15 protein-coding genes are annotated in these 16,080 nt (G+C 69.5%); 8 read left to right on the plus strand and 7 right to left on the minus strand.

All coding sequences use genetic code 11. From position 1 onward, the window contains the following. Positions 1 to 36 precede the first annotated feature (36 nt). The gene (locus tag K7G19_RS24290; RefSeq protein WP_149320177.1) at positions 37 to 315 is read right to left on the minus strand and encodes a hypothetical protein; all 279 of its coding nucleotides are present in this window, start codon (positions 313 to 315) and stop codon (positions 37 to 39) included. Between the two features lie 250 nt (positions 316 to 565). Next, positions 566 to 1,135, minus strand: coding sequence for a YggT family protein (locus K7G19_RS24295; protein WP_149320178.1), 570 nt, complete (start codon positions 1,133 to 1,135; stop codon positions 566 to 568). A 204-nt stretch (positions 1,136 to 1,339) separates the two neighbouring features. Between K7G19_RS24295 and K7G19_RS24300 the strand changes: the two genes are divergently transcribed. Next, complete coding sequence (locus tag K7G19_RS24300; RefSeq protein WP_226109537.1) at positions 1,340 to 1,792, plus strand: MarR family winged helix-turn-helix transcriptional regulator; 453 nt, start codon at positions 1,340 to 1,342, stop codon at positions 1,790 to 1,792. 97 nt (positions 1,793 to 1,889) lie between these two features. Here the strand turns inward: K7G19_RS24300 and K7G19_RS24305 are convergent, their stop codons facing one another. Continuing rightward, positions 1,890 to 2,666 carry a dienelactone hydrolase family protein gene (locus K7G19_RS24305; RefSeq protein WP_149320180.1) on the minus strand — a complete coding sequence of 259 codons (777 nt, stop codon included), beginning with the start codon at positions 2,664 to 2,666 and terminating at the stop codon, positions 1,890 to 1,892. 234 nt (positions 2,667 to 2,900) lie between these two features. Between K7G19_RS24305 and K7G19_RS24310 the strand changes: the two genes are divergently transcribed. Together K7G19_RS24310 and K7G19_RS24315 are read left to right on the plus strand one after the other, a co-directional pair. Beyond that, positions 2,901 to 5,324, plus strand: coding sequence for a VTT domain-containing protein (locus K7G19_RS24310; RefSeq protein ID WP_226109538.1), 2,424 nt, complete (start codon positions 2,901 to 2,903; stop codon positions 5,322 to 5,324). Further along, positions 5,321 to 6,190: an endonuclease/exonuclease/phosphatase family protein gene (locus K7G19_RS24315; RefSeq protein WP_150083713.1), complete on the plus strand. Its 870-nt coding sequence runs from the start codon at positions 5,321 to 5,323 to the stop codon at positions 6,188 to 6,190. Before K7G19_RS24310 ends, K7G19_RS24315 begins: the two co-directional genes overlap by 4 nt. On the opposite strand, the gene K7G19_RS24320 is transcribed toward K7G19_RS24315, so the two are convergent. Further along, the gene (locus tag K7G19_RS24320) at positions 6,175 to 7,221 is read right to left on the minus strand and encodes a sigma-54-dependent Fis family transcriptional regulator (RefSeq protein WP_149320183.1); all 1,047 of its coding nucleotides are present in this window, start codon (positions 7,219 to 7,221) and stop codon (positions 6,175 to 6,177) included. The two genes, K7G19_RS24315 and K7G19_RS24320, sit on opposite strands and share 16 nt — an antisense overlap. 371 nt (positions 7,222 to 7,592) lie before the next feature. On the opposite strand from K7G19_RS24320, the gene K7G19_RS24325 reads away from it, so the two are divergent. From K7G19_RS24325 to K7G19_RS24345, 5 genes are all read left to right on the plus strand, one after another. Continuing rightward, positions 7,593 to 9,035: a sigma-54 dependent transcriptional regulator gene (locus K7G19_RS24325; RefSeq protein WP_149320184.1), complete on the plus strand. Its 1,443-nt coding sequence runs from the start codon at positions 7,593 to 7,595 to the stop codon at positions 9,033 to 9,035. Between the two features lie 109 nt (positions 9,036 to 9,144). Beyond that, entirely contained in the window at positions 9,145 to 10,065 is a 921-nt protein-coding gene (locus K7G19_RS24330) for a sensor histidine kinase KdpD (RefSeq protein ID WP_226109540.1), read from the plus strand. Between the two features lie 201 nt (positions 10,066 to 10,266). Beyond that, positions 10,267 to 10,716: a hypothetical protein gene (locus tag K7G19_RS24335; RefSeq protein ID WP_226109542.1), complete on the plus strand. Its 450-nt coding sequence runs from the start codon at positions 10,267 to 10,269 to the stop codon at positions 10,714 to 10,716. Between the two features lie 104 nt (positions 10,717 to 10,820). Continuing rightward, positions 10,821 to 11,396, plus strand: coding sequence for a hypothetical protein (locus tag K7G19_RS24340; protein WP_226109544.1), 576 nt, complete (start codon positions 10,821 to 10,823; stop codon positions 11,394 to 11,396). A gap of 125 nt (positions 11,397 to 11,521) precedes the next feature. After that, positions 11,522 to 12,046: a PRC-barrel domain-containing protein gene (locus K7G19_RS24345; RefSeq protein WP_226109547.1), complete on the plus strand. Its 525-nt coding sequence runs from the start codon at positions 11,522 to 11,524 to the stop codon at positions 12,044 to 12,046. Positions 12,047 to 12,059: 13 nt separating this feature from the next. Here K7G19_RS24345 and K7G19_RS24350 read toward each other — a convergent pair whose 3' ends face one another. The 3 genes from K7G19_RS24350 to K7G19_RS24360 all read right to left on the minus strand — a co-directional run bounded on the left by K7G19_RS24350 (position 12,060) and on the right by K7G19_RS24360 (position 16,041). Next, positions 12,060 to 13,187 carry a Ku protein gene (locus K7G19_RS24350; RefSeq protein ID WP_226109549.1) on the minus strand — a complete coding sequence of 376 codons (1,128 nt, stop codon included), beginning with the start codon at positions 13,185 to 13,187 and terminating at the stop codon, positions 12,060 to 12,062. Positions 13,188 to 13,241: 54 nt separating this feature from the next. Further along, on the minus strand, positions 13,242 to 15,515 hold the full coding sequence (locus K7G19_RS24355) for a response regulator (RefSeq protein ID WP_370639597.1): 2,274 nt from the start codon (positions 15,513 to 15,515) through the stop codon (positions 13,242 to 13,244). 175 nt (positions 15,516 to 15,690) lie between these two features. Continuing rightward, positions 15,691 to 16,041, minus strand: coding sequence for a hypothetical protein (locus K7G19_RS24360; protein ID WP_226109552.1), 351 nt, complete (start codon positions 16,039 to 16,041; stop codon positions 15,691 to 15,693). Positions 16,042 to 16,080 lie beyond the last annotated feature (39 nt).

Consider the following 16,080-nt stretch of genomic DNA (forward strand, 5'->3'; position numbering starts at 1 on the left):
CTGGCACGCCGGATGGCGCGCTGGCGTGCGGAGGCGTCAGGCGCCCTGGCCGAAACGGTCGCGACCGTCCGACACGTGGTCGGCGCGGGCGCCGTCCGTGTACGCGTCGACGCTGCGGGCGCCATCGGTGTAGGCGTCCACCGTGCGGGCGCCGTCGCTGTACGGGTCGGCCTTGCCGACGTGCATCGAGGCGCCTTCGAGGCGCAGCACGTCGCGATCGAGCGTGGTGGCGTGCAGCGCGGTGGCGGACAGGGACAGGCCGGCGGCGCAGAGCAGCGCGAAGGCCAGGCGACGGGGTTGTGCAAGAGTCTTCATGGTTCTTTTTCCTTTGATCAAAGCCGCGTGGCCGGCATCAAGCCGACCACACCGCCAGAATCTACGCCCGTCGATTGCGTGGAAAAAGAGGCCTTGCAGCAACACACTGTTCAGGCAGGCGCACAATGGCGGGGAACCATTGGCAGGACTACCTACAGGGAACCACCCGCAGGGAACCACCCGCAGGGAACCAACGGCGGGTAACCAACGGCAGGGCTACACCGGTCCGGCAGCGCTGGAGCATCCTGGCTCAAAGCAGATGCCGCAGGCCGAACAGATTGACGCTCAGGCCGGCGATCACCATCAGCAGCACCTGGGCAAGGATGAACAGCACCAGCGGCGAGATATCGAAGCCGCCCAGGCGCGGGATCACGCGGCGGATCGGATCGAGCAGCGGATCGGTCAACTGCTGGATCACCGGGGTGATCGGCGAGTGCGGGTTGACCCAGGACAGGATCGCCATCAGCAGCGTGACCCACATCACCAGGCTGATGCCCCACTTGAGCACGTTGAGCACCGCGATGCCGAGCACGGCGGGCAGCAGGCCGAGCGGGTTGCCGGCGGTCAGGCCGATCACCGCGAGCAGGAACACCACGGCGGTCAGCCAGGCCGCGACCACGGTGGCCCAGTCGATGCCGCCGACGCCCGGAATGATTCGCCGCAGCGGCCGCACCAGCCAGTCCGTGACCTGGAACACGGCGTGCGAGATCGGATTGCGCGCCGGCAAGCGCGTCAGTTGCATCCACAGCCGCAGCAGCAGCGCCATGCCGAAGAGCGTGAAAACGGTATCGAGCAGAAAGATGGCGATTTGCGAGAGCATCGGAATTCCGTGGTCGTGGCGCAGGTGTCTGCGGACGCACAGATTCTGCCATACCCGGGATGCCCCGCGTAGCGCAACGGTGGCCGCGGCCACGGACGCATGCCGGTGCGCCGCACGCTGCCTGACCGCCTTGCCGCGCACCTATAATGACGGCCGACTCCAGATTGCGGCCGCGCTGCCACGCCGGCCGCGCCATCGCACGCCATGACCCAGCCCCGTTCATCGAGCGCCACCGAGCTTGCCAAGCAGGACTTCGAGGCGCTGTCCGACTTCCGCTACCAGTTGCGGCGCTTCATGCGGTTTTCCGAAGACGCCGTGCGCGAGGAGGGCCTGACCGTGCAGCAGTATCTGCTGCTGCTGCATATCCGCGGCTTCCCCGGGCGCGACTGGGCCTCGATCGGCGAACTGGCCGAGCGGCTGCAGGCCAAGCAGCACGGCGTGGTCGCGCTGGTCAATCGCTGCGAGGCGGCCGGGCTGGTCAAGCGCAAGACCAATGCGGCCGACCGCCGCGTGGTGCAGGTCCACCTGCAGCCCAAGGGCGAGCGTTGCCTGAACCGGCTGGCGCTGCTGCACCGGAGCGAACTCGAATCGCTGCGCCACACCTTCCGCATCTCGCGCCTGACAGCCTTCAACGACGACGGCGTGGCGCGCGGTTAGGATTCGCCGTTTCAGGCCGGGCCATAGCCGCGCTAGGGGCGGGCTCGCAGGCGAGGCAACCCGCCGGCGCAACTCGCCGGCGCGTCTTGCCAAAACGTCAGGCCGGCTGCGCCAGCGCCTGCGCGAGGAAGGTGAGCGCCCGGCCATGGGCCAGCACGGCCGAGGGCTGGTGATACGAGCCACGTGCCCAGCAGTTGAAGCCGTGGTCCGCGCCCGGATACACATGGATCTCGGCGCGGGGATTGCCGGCCATCGCCGCACGGACCTGTTCGACCGCCTCGGGCGGGATATGGGCATCGCGTTCGCCATAGTGGAACTGGATCGGTACGCGCACCGCGCTGGCCTGGTCCAGCGCGCGCTGGATCCCGCCGCCGTAGTAGGGCACCGCCGCGTCGACCAGCCCGCGCGCCGCGCTCAGGTACGCCAGCAGCCCGCCAAAGCAGTACCCGACCGCGGCGATCTTGCCGTTCGGCCCGAGCTGCGCGCGCAGCGCCTGCGCGGTCAGCGCGATATCGTCGAGCGCGAGATTCGGATCAGTGGCCTGGCGCAGCGCCAGCGCGCGCTCCATGTCGGCGCCGGCATAGCCCAGTTCGACGCGCGGCGCCTCGCGCCAGAACAGGTCCGGCGCCATCACCACGTAGCCGTCCAGCGCGTACTGGTCGGCCACCGCGCGGATATGTTCGTTGACGCCGAAGATCTCCTGGATCAGCACGATGCCCGGCGTGCCCGGGCGCGTGCCGCCGGGCGGCAGGCTCAGGTAGGCATCGAAGGCGTGGGCGTCAGTGCCGACGCGGATCCAGCGCCGACGCGCGTCGGCTGCGGCGCCGGTGGCAGTACCGGCTGCAGCGCCGGAGGCAGATTGAGTAGCGGCCATGGGTTTTCTCCATCGGTGGGCGGACAGGGTAAGGCAAGCCGCGCGGGCTTGCCAAGCGCGCCAGTCCGGCCCGCGCGCCGCCCGGACGTTGTCCCGCCACCCATGTAGGCGGATTCCGACAAGCGCCGGGGCCGGCGGAGGACGGCGGTTCCGTGCAGGGCTTGCCATACTGCTGGCGGAGGTCCGCGGACATCCTGGTCCCGCTGCGCCTCCTTCGTTTCCGCAGGGATGTCGATGACCGCTGAAGACGCGCCTGAAGACCGGCAGCTTGCAGCCGGCGTAGCGCAGACGGAGAGCCGCGATGGCGCCCCGCGTGCCGCCGCGGGAGATCGTGCGCCGGCACCCGCCGCGGGGCCGCGGCAAACCGGGCTGCTGCAGCCTGGCCGCAATTGCTGGCGCATCGAACGCGCATCGCGCTTCGCCATGCTGGTCGATGGCGAGGAGTACTTCCGTGCGCTGCGCTCGGCGCTGATCCAGGCCGAACACACGGTATTCATCCTCGGCTGGGACATCGACAGCCGCTTCGAGCTGGTGCCCGGCGGCGCCGACGACGGCTTTCCGCGCGGGCTGCGCGATTTCCTCGACGCGCTGGTGCGGCGCCGCCGCCGGCTGCGCATCTACGTGCTGAGCTGGGATTTCGCGATGGTCTACGCGATGGAGCGCGAGTGGCTGCCGGCGGTCAAGCTCGACTGGCAGACCCATCGCCGGCTGTCGTTCCGGCTCGACGCCCGCCATCCGGTGGGCGCCTCGCATCATCAGAAGGTCGTGGTGATCGATCACAGCCTCGCCTTCGTCGGCGGGCTGGATTTGACGCGCTGCCGCTGGGATACGCCCTCGCATGCGCTGCAGGAGCCCCGGCGGGTCGATCCCGACGGCAAGCCCTATGGCCCGTTCCACGATGTGCAGGCGGTGGTCGAGGGCGACGTCGCCCGCGCGCTCGGCGAGATGGCGGCCGAGCGCTGGCGCCGCGGCACCCGGCGCGAGCCGCGCGCGGCCGACCCGGGCGCCGATGGCCACGGCCGGCGCCTGTGGCCCGATGGCGTCGCCCCGCTGCTGACCGATGTGCCGGTGGCGATCGCCCGCACCGCGCCTGCCTTCGCCGGCGAGCCCGGCGTCGGCGAAATCCGCGCCCTGCATCTGGACGCGATCGCCGCCGCGCGCCGGACCCTGTATCTGGAGAACCAGTATTTCAGCTCCGGCGTGCTGGCCGACGCGCTGGCCGCGCGGCTGGCCGAACCCGACGGCCCCGAGGTGGTGCTGGTCTCGCGCCGCAGCGAAAGCGGCTGGCTCGAGGAGCACAGCATGGGCGTGCTGCGCGCCCGCGCGCATCGCAAGCTGCGCAGCGTCGATGCGGGCCATCGCTATCGGCTCTATTACCCGCATCTGCCGGGCGAGGGCGAACCGGGGCCCGATGGCGAGCCGCTGCCCGGCATCAACGTGCACAGCAAGGTCATGGTCGTCGACGACACCTTGCTGACGATCGGCTCGGCCAATCTGAACAATCGCTCGATGGGTCTCGACACCGAATGCAATCTGGTGATCGAGGCCGGCGGGGATGCCCGCATCGCCGCCGCGATCCGCTCGATGCGCGCGCGGCTGGTGGCCGAGCACCTGGCGTGCGATGCCGGCGAACTGGCCGCCGCCCATGCGCGCGGCGAGCCGCTGCACGAGACCATCGCCCGTTGCCATCGGCCCGGCGAGCGAACCCTGCAGGCCTTCGATCCGCCGCTGGTGCCCGAGGTGGACGCGGTGGTGCCCGACGAGCGGCTGCTCGACCCGATCGAGCCGATCGATCCGGACGGCCTCGTCGATGAATTCCTGACGCACGAGGCGCGTCCGCGCGTGATCGGACGCCTGGGCATGGCGATCCTGCTGCTGGTGGTCCTCGCAGGCCTGGCATTTGCGTGGCGCTATACGCCGCTGCGCGAATGGGCGGACTTCCGCCGCGTGCTCGATGTGGTCGAGCGGATCCGCGACATGCCGATGGCGCCGCTGGCGATGCTCGGCGCCTATGTGGCCGCCGGGCTGGTGATGGTGCCGGTGACGCTGCTGATCGTGGTCACGGTGATCGTGTTCGGCCCGGTCAAGGGCGCGCTGTGCGCGCTCGGCGGCGTGGTGCTCAGCGCCGCCACCGGCTACGGCATCGGCCGCTTCGTCGGCCGCGACGCGGTACGGCGCTATGGCGGCAAGCGGCTGAACGCGCTGAGTCAGCAGGTCGGCCAGCACGGCCTGCTCGCGATGGTGGTGCTGCGGCTGGTGCCGGTCGCGCCGTTCACGCTGGTCAACCTGGTGGTGGGGGCCTCGCGCATCCGCTTTCGCGACTGCCTGCTCGGCACGCTGATCGGCATGACGCCCGGCATCGTGATCTCCGCCTCGCTGGTCGACCGCATCGCCGCGGTGGCGCGCAATCCGAACCCGCTGACGGTGGCGCTGCTGCTGCTGGTGCTGCTGATCCCGTTGAGCGTGCTTTGGCTGCTGCGCCGGCGCCGGCGTGCGGATGCCGCGCAGGCCGCGCAGGCAGCGGAGGCAGCGGAGGCAGCGGAGGCGGCCCAGGCCGCCAGGGAGGCCCAGGTCGCGCAGGCGATGCAGCCCGCGCAGACCGCCCAGGCGGTGCACCGCGCCGCCATCGGCGAACCCCGCCATGGAGGGCATGCATGAGTCGGATCTATCCATTTCGCGCCGGCGACCTCGCGCAGCCGGTCCCGCAGACCCCGCGGGAAGCGGCCGCCGCCGCGGCGCCGGCGCAGTTCCTGGTGGCCAGCTACAACATTCACGGCGGCATCGGCGTGGACGGGCGCTTCCTGCCGAAGCGGATCGCCGGCGTGCTGTCGGAACTGCAGGCGGACATCGTCGCGCTGCAGGAAGTCGAATCGCGCAGCACCGGCTTCGACATGCTGGCCTATCTGCGCGACGAAACCGGCTATCACGCGATTCCCGGGCCGACGCTGATCCGGCATGACGGCGAATATGGCAACGCGCTGCTGACGCGCTTTCCGCCGAGCCGGGTCCGTCAGATCGACCTGAGCGTGGGCCGCCACGAACCGCGCGGCGCGATCGACGCGACGCTGAGCTGTCCCGATGGCGTGCATGCCGCCCCGCTGCGGGTGATCGCCACCCATCTGGGGCTGTGGCCGGGTGAGCGCCGCATGCAGGTGCGCCGGCTGCTGACGTCGCTGGCCGAACAGCCGGGCGTGCCCACCGTGCTGCTGGGCGACGTCAACGAATGGTTCCTGTGGGGCCGGCCGCTGCGCTGGCTACATGCGTACTTCGACGGGGCGCCGCACGTGCCCACCTTCCCGTCACGGATGCCGGTGCTGGCGCTGGACCGCCTGTGGTGCTGTCCGCGCTCGGTGCTGGCCTCGGTGTCGAGCCATCGCAGCCCGCTGGCGCGGATCGCCTCGGACCATCTGCCGCTGCTGGCGCGGCTGCATGCGCGGCAGGCCGTGCCGGCGGCCATGTCGTCCGCCGCTGTGGCCGACGAGGAGGCCGATCTGGCCAGGCAGGCCGATCAGCCGTCGCGGTAGGCGTCCAGGCGGTTGTACAGCGTTTTCAGGCTGATGCCAAGCGCCTGCGCGGCGCGGCGCTTGTCGCCGTCGAAGCGGGCCAGCGTGGCCAGGATCAGGCCGCGCTGCGCATCGGCCAGCGTGGTGCCGATCCGCACGTTCAGCACGCCGTCGGCGGCGGTGGGCAGCGGCGGTTGCGAGGCGATGTTCGGGTTCGGCAGTTCGATCACGCGGTCGGCCAGGATGAAGGCGCGATAGACCGTGTTGCGCAGCTCGCGCACGTTGCCCGGCCAGCCGTACTGGCACAGACGCTCCAGCGCGCTGGCCGAGAACACCTTGTCGGCGCCCTCGGCGGCGTTCAGCTCGGCCAGGAAATGCTTGGCCAGCGGCACGATGTCCTCGCGCCGTTCGCGCAGCGGCGGGATATGCAGCGGCACCACGGCGAGCCGGTACAGCAGGTCCTCGCGCAGCACGCCGCTGCGCACGGCCTCGAGCGGATCGCGGTTGGTCGCCGAGACGATGCGCACGTCGCAGACCACCTGGGCGTCGCCGCCGACGCGATGGAAGGTGCGCGTCTCCAGCACCCGCAGCAGCTTGATCTGCATGTCGGGCGCCATTTCGGTGACCTCGTCCAGAAACAGCGTGCCGCCGTGCGCCTGCTCGAAATAGCCGGCCTTCTGCTGCATCGCGCCGGTGAAACCGCCCTTTTCGTGGCCGAACAGTTCCGATTCGATCAGGGTCGGGGCGATCGCGCCGCAGTTGACGGCGACGAAGGGCTTGCCGCGCCGGTTGCTGCGCTCATGTATCGCGCGGGCCACCAGTTCCTTGCCGGTGCCGCTTTCGCCGACGGCCAGCATCGGCACGTCGGTGGCCGCGACGCGGGGAATCTGTTCGAGCAGCCGGCGCATCGCCGGCGAGGTGCTGCGCCATAGCAGCGCAAAGTCGTCGCGCGCCGGCCCGTGGCCGCCATCCTCGCGTGGGTGGTCCCGCGCGGGTTCCCGATGACGGGAGCGCGTCGTGTCCGGCAGATCGTTCGAGGTGCTGGTCGACATGTAGCGAAAGGCGGAGCGGAAATAGAGACGACAGTAGTGATGAAAGTCAAGACGGGCGGCCGGCGGGCGGTGGACGGGGTGCTGGCAGCGGGTCCACGCCTTCGCGAGAGCCGCATCGCGGCTCGCGTAATGCCATGCTAGCCTGCGATCGGGCCGGCCACCATTGCCGTTTGTCCGACAAGCCGGTCCGGCGCGGCCGGCGGCCGATGTCGGACGATGTCAGACTAACACCGGTATGGCGGCGCTTGCCGCTTGCATAGAATGGGGTCTATTCAGGGCAGCAACGCCCGCCGCGGCGGCAACCGCCACGGCGCCTGTCTCATTTCCACCATTCCGGTCAAGGGTTTCAGCGGCCGGCATCAGTCAAGCCTATGCCTCACATCCTGATCGTCGACGACGACGAGAACACCTGTGCAGCGCTGGCCGAGATCGCCGCGGCAGAGGGCTTCACCGCGGCCACCGCGGGCGACCTGCGCGAAGCGTGCCTGCAGATCGGCTGGCAGATGCCCGATGCGGTGCTGGCCGACCTGAAGCTGCCCGACGGCGACGGCAAGGACCTGTTCAACGAAGTCGGCTCGGCCGGCGTCGACATCATCCTGATGACCGGCTACGCCAGCGTCGAGAGCGCGGTCGAGGCGCTTCGCCTGGGCGCCACCGACTATCTGGTCAAGCCGATCAATGTCGCGCGCCTGCAGACGGTGCTCAAGCGCATCGCGACCACCGGCGACCTGAAGGCCGAGGTGCGCTCGCTGCGCGGCGAACTGCGCCGTTACGGGCGCTTCGGCAGGCTGCTGGGCAGCTCGGAGGCGATGCAGGCGGTCTATGACCAGATCAGCAAGGTCGCGCCCACCGAGGCCACCGTGCTGCTGGTCGGCGAGAGCGGCACCGGCAAGGAGCTCGCGGCGCAGACCGTGCACGAGCTGTCGCCGCGCCGGCGCCAGCCCTTCCTCGCCGTCAACTGCGGCGCGATCTCGCCGAACCTGATCGAGTCCGAGATGTTTGGCCACGAGCGCGGCAGCTTCACCGGGGCCGAGCGCCAGCACAAGGGCTATTTCGAGCGCGCGGCCGGCGGCACGCTGTTCCTCGACGAAATCACCGAGATGCCGATCGAGCTGCAGGTCAAGCTGCTGCGCGTGCTCGAGGCCGGCACCTTCATGCGCGTGGGCACCAACCGCGAGCTGCGCGCCGATGTGCGCGTGGTCGCGGCGACCAACCGCAATCCGGAGGAGGCGGTTGCCGAAGGCAAGTTGCGGGCGGACCTGTATCACCGCCTCAACGTATTCCCGATCGAACTGCCGCCGCTGCGCACGCGCGGCGACGACGTGGCGCAGCTGGCCGGGGCCTTCCTCGATCAGCTCAACGCGGAGCACGGCACGCAGCGCCGCTTCGGTCCCGAGGTGCTGGCCAATCTGCGGCTGCATTCGTGGCCCGGCAATGTGCGGGAGCTGCGCAACTTCGTGCAGCGCGCCTTCATCATGGCGGAGGACGACGTCATTGCCGAATCGCCGGTGCCGCTGCAGGCCGCGGCCTCGCAGGTGCCCGCCACCGCGATCGTCACGGTGCCGGTCGGCATGTCGCTGGCCGACGCCGACCGCGAGCTGATCTTCGCCACGCTGGAGCAGTGTGCCGGCGTCAAGAAACACGCCGCTGAAATCCTGGGCATCAGCCTGAAGACCCTGTACAACCGGCTCGAGGAATATGCGGCCGGCGGCAAGCTGCCGGAGTCGTTCAAGACGTCCGGCAATGGCGCCAACAATGGAGCCGGCAGCGGCGCCAACAGCGGCGCGCACGACCGTCCGCCCGCCACCAGCTGAAGCGACAGGAACCCATCCCGCCCGCCCACCACCGCCGAAGCCTCGAGCTGGCCCGAGCTATGCTTCGGCTCGGAAATCCGGCCCGCCGCAACGGCGCGGCGACCCTGAGATGACCCAAACATTCATGTCCAAGCGACCTCTCCCCTCCAGCCGCGCCGATGCGGAAAACGGTGGCCAATCCGGCGGGGCGGGCACCGAGCACTGGGTGCCGGCGACTGTCGATGCGACTTCCGAGATGACGACGCTGATCGACCAGGTATCGCACGACCTGCGCTCGGCGCTGAACGGCGTCCAGAGCTGGGCTTATGTGCTGGACCACTCGCTGGACGCGCCCACCGCGCCGGTGCAACGCGCGCTGGCGGGGTTGCGTACCGCCATGCAGCAGCAGGTCATGCTGATCCAGCATATGGAAGAGGCGGTGCGGCTGCTGGCCGACGAGACCGAGCCGCAATGGGAGGCGATCGATCTTGCCGCCGCGATGGCGCAGGCGATGGACGCGGTCAAGCCGGCCGCCGAATCGCGCCGCGTCACCTTGGCCGACGTGCTGGTGCACGACGGCGAGGGCAGCCGCGGCGACGCTTTCGTGCAGGCGGACCCGCGCCGGCTGGAGCCGATGCTGCGCCATCTGGTGCTGCATTGCCTGAAGCAGGCACGCAATGGCGACACCATCGATGCGCATCTCGAACCGGCGGACGACCATGTGAAGCTGCGCCTCACCGAAAGCCGCACGACGGCCGATCGCATCAAGGAACGCCTGTCGGTGCTGTCCGAGTTCTTCCGGCGCGATGTCGGCAACGACGGCGCCGCGCCGGCGCGGCAGAGTTCCGCGCTGCTGCTGGCGCGCCGCATGGCGGAGCTGCATGGCGCCACGCTCGGCGCCGAGCCGTCGACGCAATGCGAGCAGGACGGCGAGAGCGCCTGCATCGCGGTCACCTTCCCGCGCGTGCCGCCGGCGGCCGCTGCGGCGGGCCTCGAGGCGCCTTCCGTACCGCCTTCCCTGCCACCTTCGGGGCCTTCCGACGGCGCCTGATCCCGCGTTTACCGATCTTCTTTTCACTCCCTTTCACCCCCGCCCGCCGGGCGTTTGCGGCGCAAGTACTTTTTACGTGCGATGCACTTTGTGCAACGCTCGGTGCTGTCGTATGCGCCGCTTGCGCGCACGTCCCGCCATCTCGCCTTCTGGCCCGTCGCTTGCATCTGTTTCGCTATTCCAATCGAGCAGGAGCCGATGATGCAGAAGGCCAAGACCGCGACCCCCTCCGCCCATGGAACCGCCGCCAAGTCTGCTTCCGCCAGCGCGGCGAAGCCGAGCAAGCAGAAGACCGCCGCGCAGCAGGACGACGAAAAGCAGAGCAGCGCGTGCACCTATCAGCAGGCCGTCGACGAATCGGTGGAGATGACCTTCCCGGCCAGCGATCCGATTTCGCCGAGCGCCGCCATGCATGCAGAGAAGGAGACCAGCACCGACGTGGACGACACCGACTGGGAGATCGAACCGGGCAGCGCGCATCAGCCGGAGGGCGCACGTCCCGCGGCGGAGCGCAAGGGCGCAGCGGGCAAGGAAGGCGCGAAGGCTTCGGGCGACAAGGACGAAAAAAGCGAAAAGGCCGACAAGGGCGCGAGCGGTAAAGCCGCTGGAACGAAGACCGGCGCCACCGCCAGGTCCAAGGGCAAGTCCTGATGCCAGCCGGGCTGGCGTCGCGACCGTCGAACGCCATGCCGAATCCGATTGCCGATCCATCGCTCGCCAGGCGGGTGTCTGCCAACCGATTCGAAGGAGCCACCATGTCCCTGATCATCGCCGGACGATTTGATACGTTCGCCCAGGCCGAGGCGGCGGCGGGCCAGTTGTTTGCCCGCGGTTTCGCCGAGGACGACGTGACCCTGTTCTTCGTCAATCCCCCGGGACAACATGGACGTTTCCCGCTCGGCGGCGACGTGGCGGTCGACGCGGGTACCCGCAAGGCGGGGACCGGCGCGGGCCGCGGCATCGTGTTCGGCGCCATCGCCGGTGCCGTGATCGGCGCGGTGGCGCTGGCGCTGATGCAGGCCTCCGTGCTGGTGCTGGCGCTGGCCACGGGCCTGGGCGCCTATCTGGGTTCGCTGGTCGGCGCGCTGTCGATGACGCGCGATCCCGACCGGGTATCGAACGCGCCCGATCCCGATCGCCAGGTCAAGACCGAGCGCGATGCCGGCGTGCTGCTGGCCGTGCACGTCAATCCCGATACGCGCGAGACGGCCGCCGAGGTATTGCGCCAGGCCGGCGCCAAGGACGTCGAACGCGCCTACGGGCGCTGGAGCGAAGGCCGCTGGGTCGATTTCGACCCGCTCGCGCCGCCGGTGCCCGCCAGTCGTCCGTAACGTGTGTCATGCCGTGTGCCATGCCGATCCATGCCGCTGCCGCACGATCATGACGATCCGGCCGCGACGATGAAGGGGCGCGAGGGCGCCATTGTGTCAACCGACAACCGAAGCAGGAGTCGCCAATGAACCCACTGGACAGAGACCCGCGCGATCCGCGAGACATCCGGGACCCTCGCGATCCCCGCGATCCGCGTGACCTGCGCGATCCGACGGCGGCGCGCGCGCCCGCGGGCGCGACCATCGTCGGCGATGTCGACACCAATGCGAGCGGGCCCGGCCCCTTCGTGATGGCGGCCGATACGCTCGAAGGCAACAGCGTGATCGGGCCCGCCGGCGAGGATCTCGGCACCATCGACCACATCATGCTGGACGTGCAGGGCGGCCGCGTCGCCTATGCGGTGCTGTCGTTCGGCGGCTTCCTCGGCATCGGCGAGAAGCTGTTCGCGGTGCCATGGTCGGCGCTGACGCTCGATACCCGGCGCAAGTGTTTCGTGCTGGGCGTCGACAAGGACAAGCTGAAAGCCGCGCCCGGCTTCGACAAGGACCACTGGCCGGCGATGGCGGACCCGCAATGGGCCACCAGCATTCACCAGTACTACGGGACCTCGCCGTACTGGAAGGAGGACTCGTACGATCCGTGGGCGTGATGGCGTTGTAGTGCTATGCCCGCTTGCGCTGCGGGCTGCTGCGTGATCCGCTGTCGGTGCTGGCCGTACTGGCCCGCCTGGCGGCGGATTTCTTCGTTGAAGCCGGCGCCTTGCCGGACTTGGCCGCGCTCTTGCGGCTGCTTGCCGGCTTGGCTTCCTGCCTGGATCCTTTGCCGTCCTTGGCCTCGGCTCGAGCGCGGGAGGTGGATTTGCGGGCGGTCTTGCGAGCGCCCGTGGCGCGCTTGCGCGGCGCCTCGCGCGGCGCGTCGTCGTCTTCCCGCTGGTCCGCTTCCTCGCCCTGCGTGTCCTCGCCCGCTTCCGCGCGCGTACCGCCGCGGCCGCCACGGCGTTTGATGCTTTCCTTGAGCAGCGCCATCATGTCGATCACCTCGGCCGACTTGCGCGGCTCCCCGCTGTCCGGCTCGGCCGGCGTCAGCAGGTGCGTCTTGCCTTCGGCGATCTTCCCTTCGATGCGCTCCATCAGGTCGTCGCGATAGGTATCGCGATAGGCCTCGGGGTTCCAGTCCTCCTGCATGTCCTCGACCAGCCGGGTCGCCATCTCGATCTCGCGCGGGCTGACGCCCTGCTGCTTGCCACTGCTCTTGGGCAGCTTCAGCTCGTCCATCGGCAGGACCTCCTCGGCCCAGCGCATGGTGTTGAGCACCAGCGCATCGCCCAGCACCAGCACCGCCGCCAGATGCTGGCGGTTGTGGATCACCACCAGGGCCAGCGCCGCGCGTCCGGTGCGGCGCAGGGTCTCGCGCAGCAACGCGTAGCCCTTCTCGCCGCGCCGGTCCGGCTCGAGATAGTAGGGCGTCTCGAAGTAGTACGGCGGGATTTGGTCGGCCTGCACGAAGCTGACGATATCGACGGTCTGCGTCGCCTCGACGTTGGCCTGGCGGAAGTCCTCCGGCGACAGCAGCACGTATTCACCTTTCTCGTACTGGTAGCCCTTGACGATATGGTCCTTGTCGACCGGCTTGCCGGTCTTCTTGTTGATGCGCTGATAGCCGACCGGCGCCATGTCGCGCTCGTCGAGCCAGTCGAAGTCGAGCGCGTTGTCGCGCGCGGCCGCCTTCAGCACGACCGGGATGTTGACCAGGCCAAAGGAAATGGCGCCTTTCCAGATGATGCGGGGCACAGGGAAACTCCGGATCTTGGTTCTTCGACCGCAGGCGAGGGCGGACGCGTGCCCTCAGGCGCGCTGGGGCGGGGGCGGCGGCACGTCGCCGGGGGGCGGGTCGATGACCGGCTCATGCGGATCGATCGGCGGCACCTCGGGTTCGGGCGTGGTCGGCGGCTGGTCCGGGGTTTGATCCGGTTCTGGCGTGGTATGCATGCGTTTCTCCATCGAAGAGGTCGGCCCGGAGGAGGCCGGACCGGTGCCCGTGCTGCCGTCGGCCGGATGCCCCAATGGCGAATGCAGGGGCGGCGGCGTGCCGGCGGCGGTATTGGCCACGGTACGCGCATCGGTACGCCCCTCGCTGCGGCCATCCGTGCGGCCGTCCGTCCGGCCATCGGAGCGGCATTCTTCGAGCAGGCGCGACAGCACCTCCAGATCGACCGGCTTGGTCAGGTGGTCGTCGAAGCCGGCCGCCTGCGTGCGCAGCTTGTCGCCGGGCTGGCCGTAGCCAGTCAGCGCCACCACCTTCATCGCCTGCAGCTCCGGTATCGCACGCAGCCGCTGCGCGATCTCGAAGCCGTCCATGCCCGGCATGCCCAGATCCAGCAGCACCAGCTCGGGCTTGTACTTGACCGCGCGCACGATCGCAGCGGCGCCGTCGAGCGCAGTGATCACGGTATGGCCCAGCGCTTCCAGCGTCATCGCCATCGCCTCGAGGGCGTCGACGTTGTCGTCCACCACCATCACGGTGCGCGGCTTGCCGGCCGGCGCCTGCCGTCCGCCCAGCGTCGGCTGCCAGCTGCGCCACGGCTGCATCGGCAGCTGCACGATGAAGCTGCTGCCATGACCGGGCCCGTTGCTCTGCACCGACAGCTGGCCGCCATGCATGCTGACCAGCCGATGGACCAGCGACAGGCCGATGCCGGGGCCATTGCCGCCGGCCACGGCGATATTGCCGTTGGCGCCGTCGCGCTCGAAGGTCTCGCGCAGGCCCTGCAGCCGTTCGGGCGACAGCCCGGTGCCGTTGTCGGTGATCCGGATGGTGACCATGCCCTGATCCGCCTGCGCCTCGATCGACAGCAGGCCATCGGGCGGCGTGTACTTGGCCGCGTTGTTCAGCAGGTTGCCGAAGATCTGGGTCAGGCGCACCAGGTCGCCGCGCACGGGCATCGGCCCCTCGGGCACCGACAGGCGCAGCTGATGGTTGCGCGACTCGATCAGCGGCCGGACCGTCTCGACCGCGGTGTTCAGCGCGGAACGCAGCTCGACCAGGTCGTCGCGCAGCGTGATGGTGCCGCGCGTGAAGCGCGAGATGTCGAGCAGATCGTCGACCAGCCGGGTCAGGTGATAGAGCTGGCGGGCGATGATGTCGCGCGCCTTGAAGCTGTCCTCGCGCGACGGCGCGCAGTGCATCAGCAGATCGGCGGCGCTGCGCATCGGCGCGAGCGGGTTGCGCAGCTCGTGCACCAGCATCGCGAGGAAATCGTCCTTGCGGCGTTCTTCTTCGCGCAGCATCTTCTCGGCACGCTTCTGCTGCGTGATGTCCTCGCACACGCCGACCACGCGGTAGAACTCGCCGCTGGCGTTGTTGACCGGGAAGGCGCGCGCGCGGACGTCGCGCGTCTGGCCGTCGGCATGGATCAGCGCGAATTCCAGATCCATATGGCCGTCGCGCAGCATCGCCTCGCAGGCCGCCTGCACGCGTTCCCGGTCGGACTCCGCGACCCAGCCGAAGCAGGCGTTGCCGTGCTGATGCAGGTCTTCCACCGGACGGCCGGTCAGCGTGACGAAGGCCGGGCCGACGAACAGGAACTTGCGCTCCTGCGGATCGAAGATCCACAGCACATCGGACAGGTTGTCGGCCAGCTGGCGGAACAGGAATTCGTTGTCGCGCAGCGCCTGCGAGGTACGGTGGTAGGCCTCCTCCGCCCGCCGCAGCCGCAGCAGCGCCTTGACGCTGGACACCAGTTCCTCCGGCTCGACCGGCTCCACCAGATAGCTGTCGGCGCCATGGTCCAGCGCCTCGACGCGGTAGCGCGGATCGCTGGCCGAACCGGACGTATGCAGGATCAGCGTGCGGCAGCTTTGCGGATCGTCCTTGATGATGCGGCAGACGTCCAGGCCGTCGATGTCCGGCAGCTTCATGTCCAGCAGCACCAGGTCCGGCGCATAGCGGCGCACCAGCGACAGCGCCGACTCGCCGGTCGAGGCTTCGAGCACCGCGTAGTCCGCGCGGCGCAGGATGCGGCTCTTGATGTAGCGCGAGCCCTCGTTGTCGTCGACCACCAGCACCAGCGGCCGGTTGTCGCGGGAATCGGACGACGTTCTGGTTTCGATCGAACTCATGCTGTCCTCGCCTTGGGCAGGCATGCGGGGTGGCAAAAGGTCGGCAGGTCGGTTTTTGCGTTCGGCGCGACCCCGAGGCCGAGGCGGTTTGTAATAATTACCAATCTAGCTCTCCAACGCTTGTAGTTGATGCAAAGCCACTTCCAGGACCGGAAGCGATCCCGTGGAAGCGGCTTCAGCGACGCTGCACTTCGCCGGAGTGGGCCTCCGCGCTCGGCGCGGTGCCGCCGTGCGGGCCGCTGGGCCGGACCTCGGCGGCCTTCTGCGAGACGTCGCCTGGCTGCGTGGTGCCGGACGGCTGCGCGCCCTTGCCGAAGCGGGCGGCGATCTGGTCCTGCACGCGCGCCAGCGCGTCGGCCTGCTGTTTGGCCACTTCAGCCTCCTTGGCCTTGCGTTCGTCGGCGGCGCGCTGCTGTTCGGCGCTGGGGGCCGGCAGGCGGGCCTGCGCGGGCGCCCAGGCGAGCGCCGTCATCAGCGCCAGGGCGGCATAGTGGGCAATGCGGATCGTGGTCCGAGGGGTTGTCATGGTGGCTCCCGGTTCGTGCTTGCGTCGTCGTTCCGTCAC

The sequence above is a fragment of the Cupriavidus sp. DB3 genome (genome assembly GCF_020418465.1).
Classification (GTDB): Bacteria; Pseudomonadota; Gammaproteobacteria; order Burkholderiales; family Burkholderiaceae; genus Cupriavidus; species Cupriavidus cauae.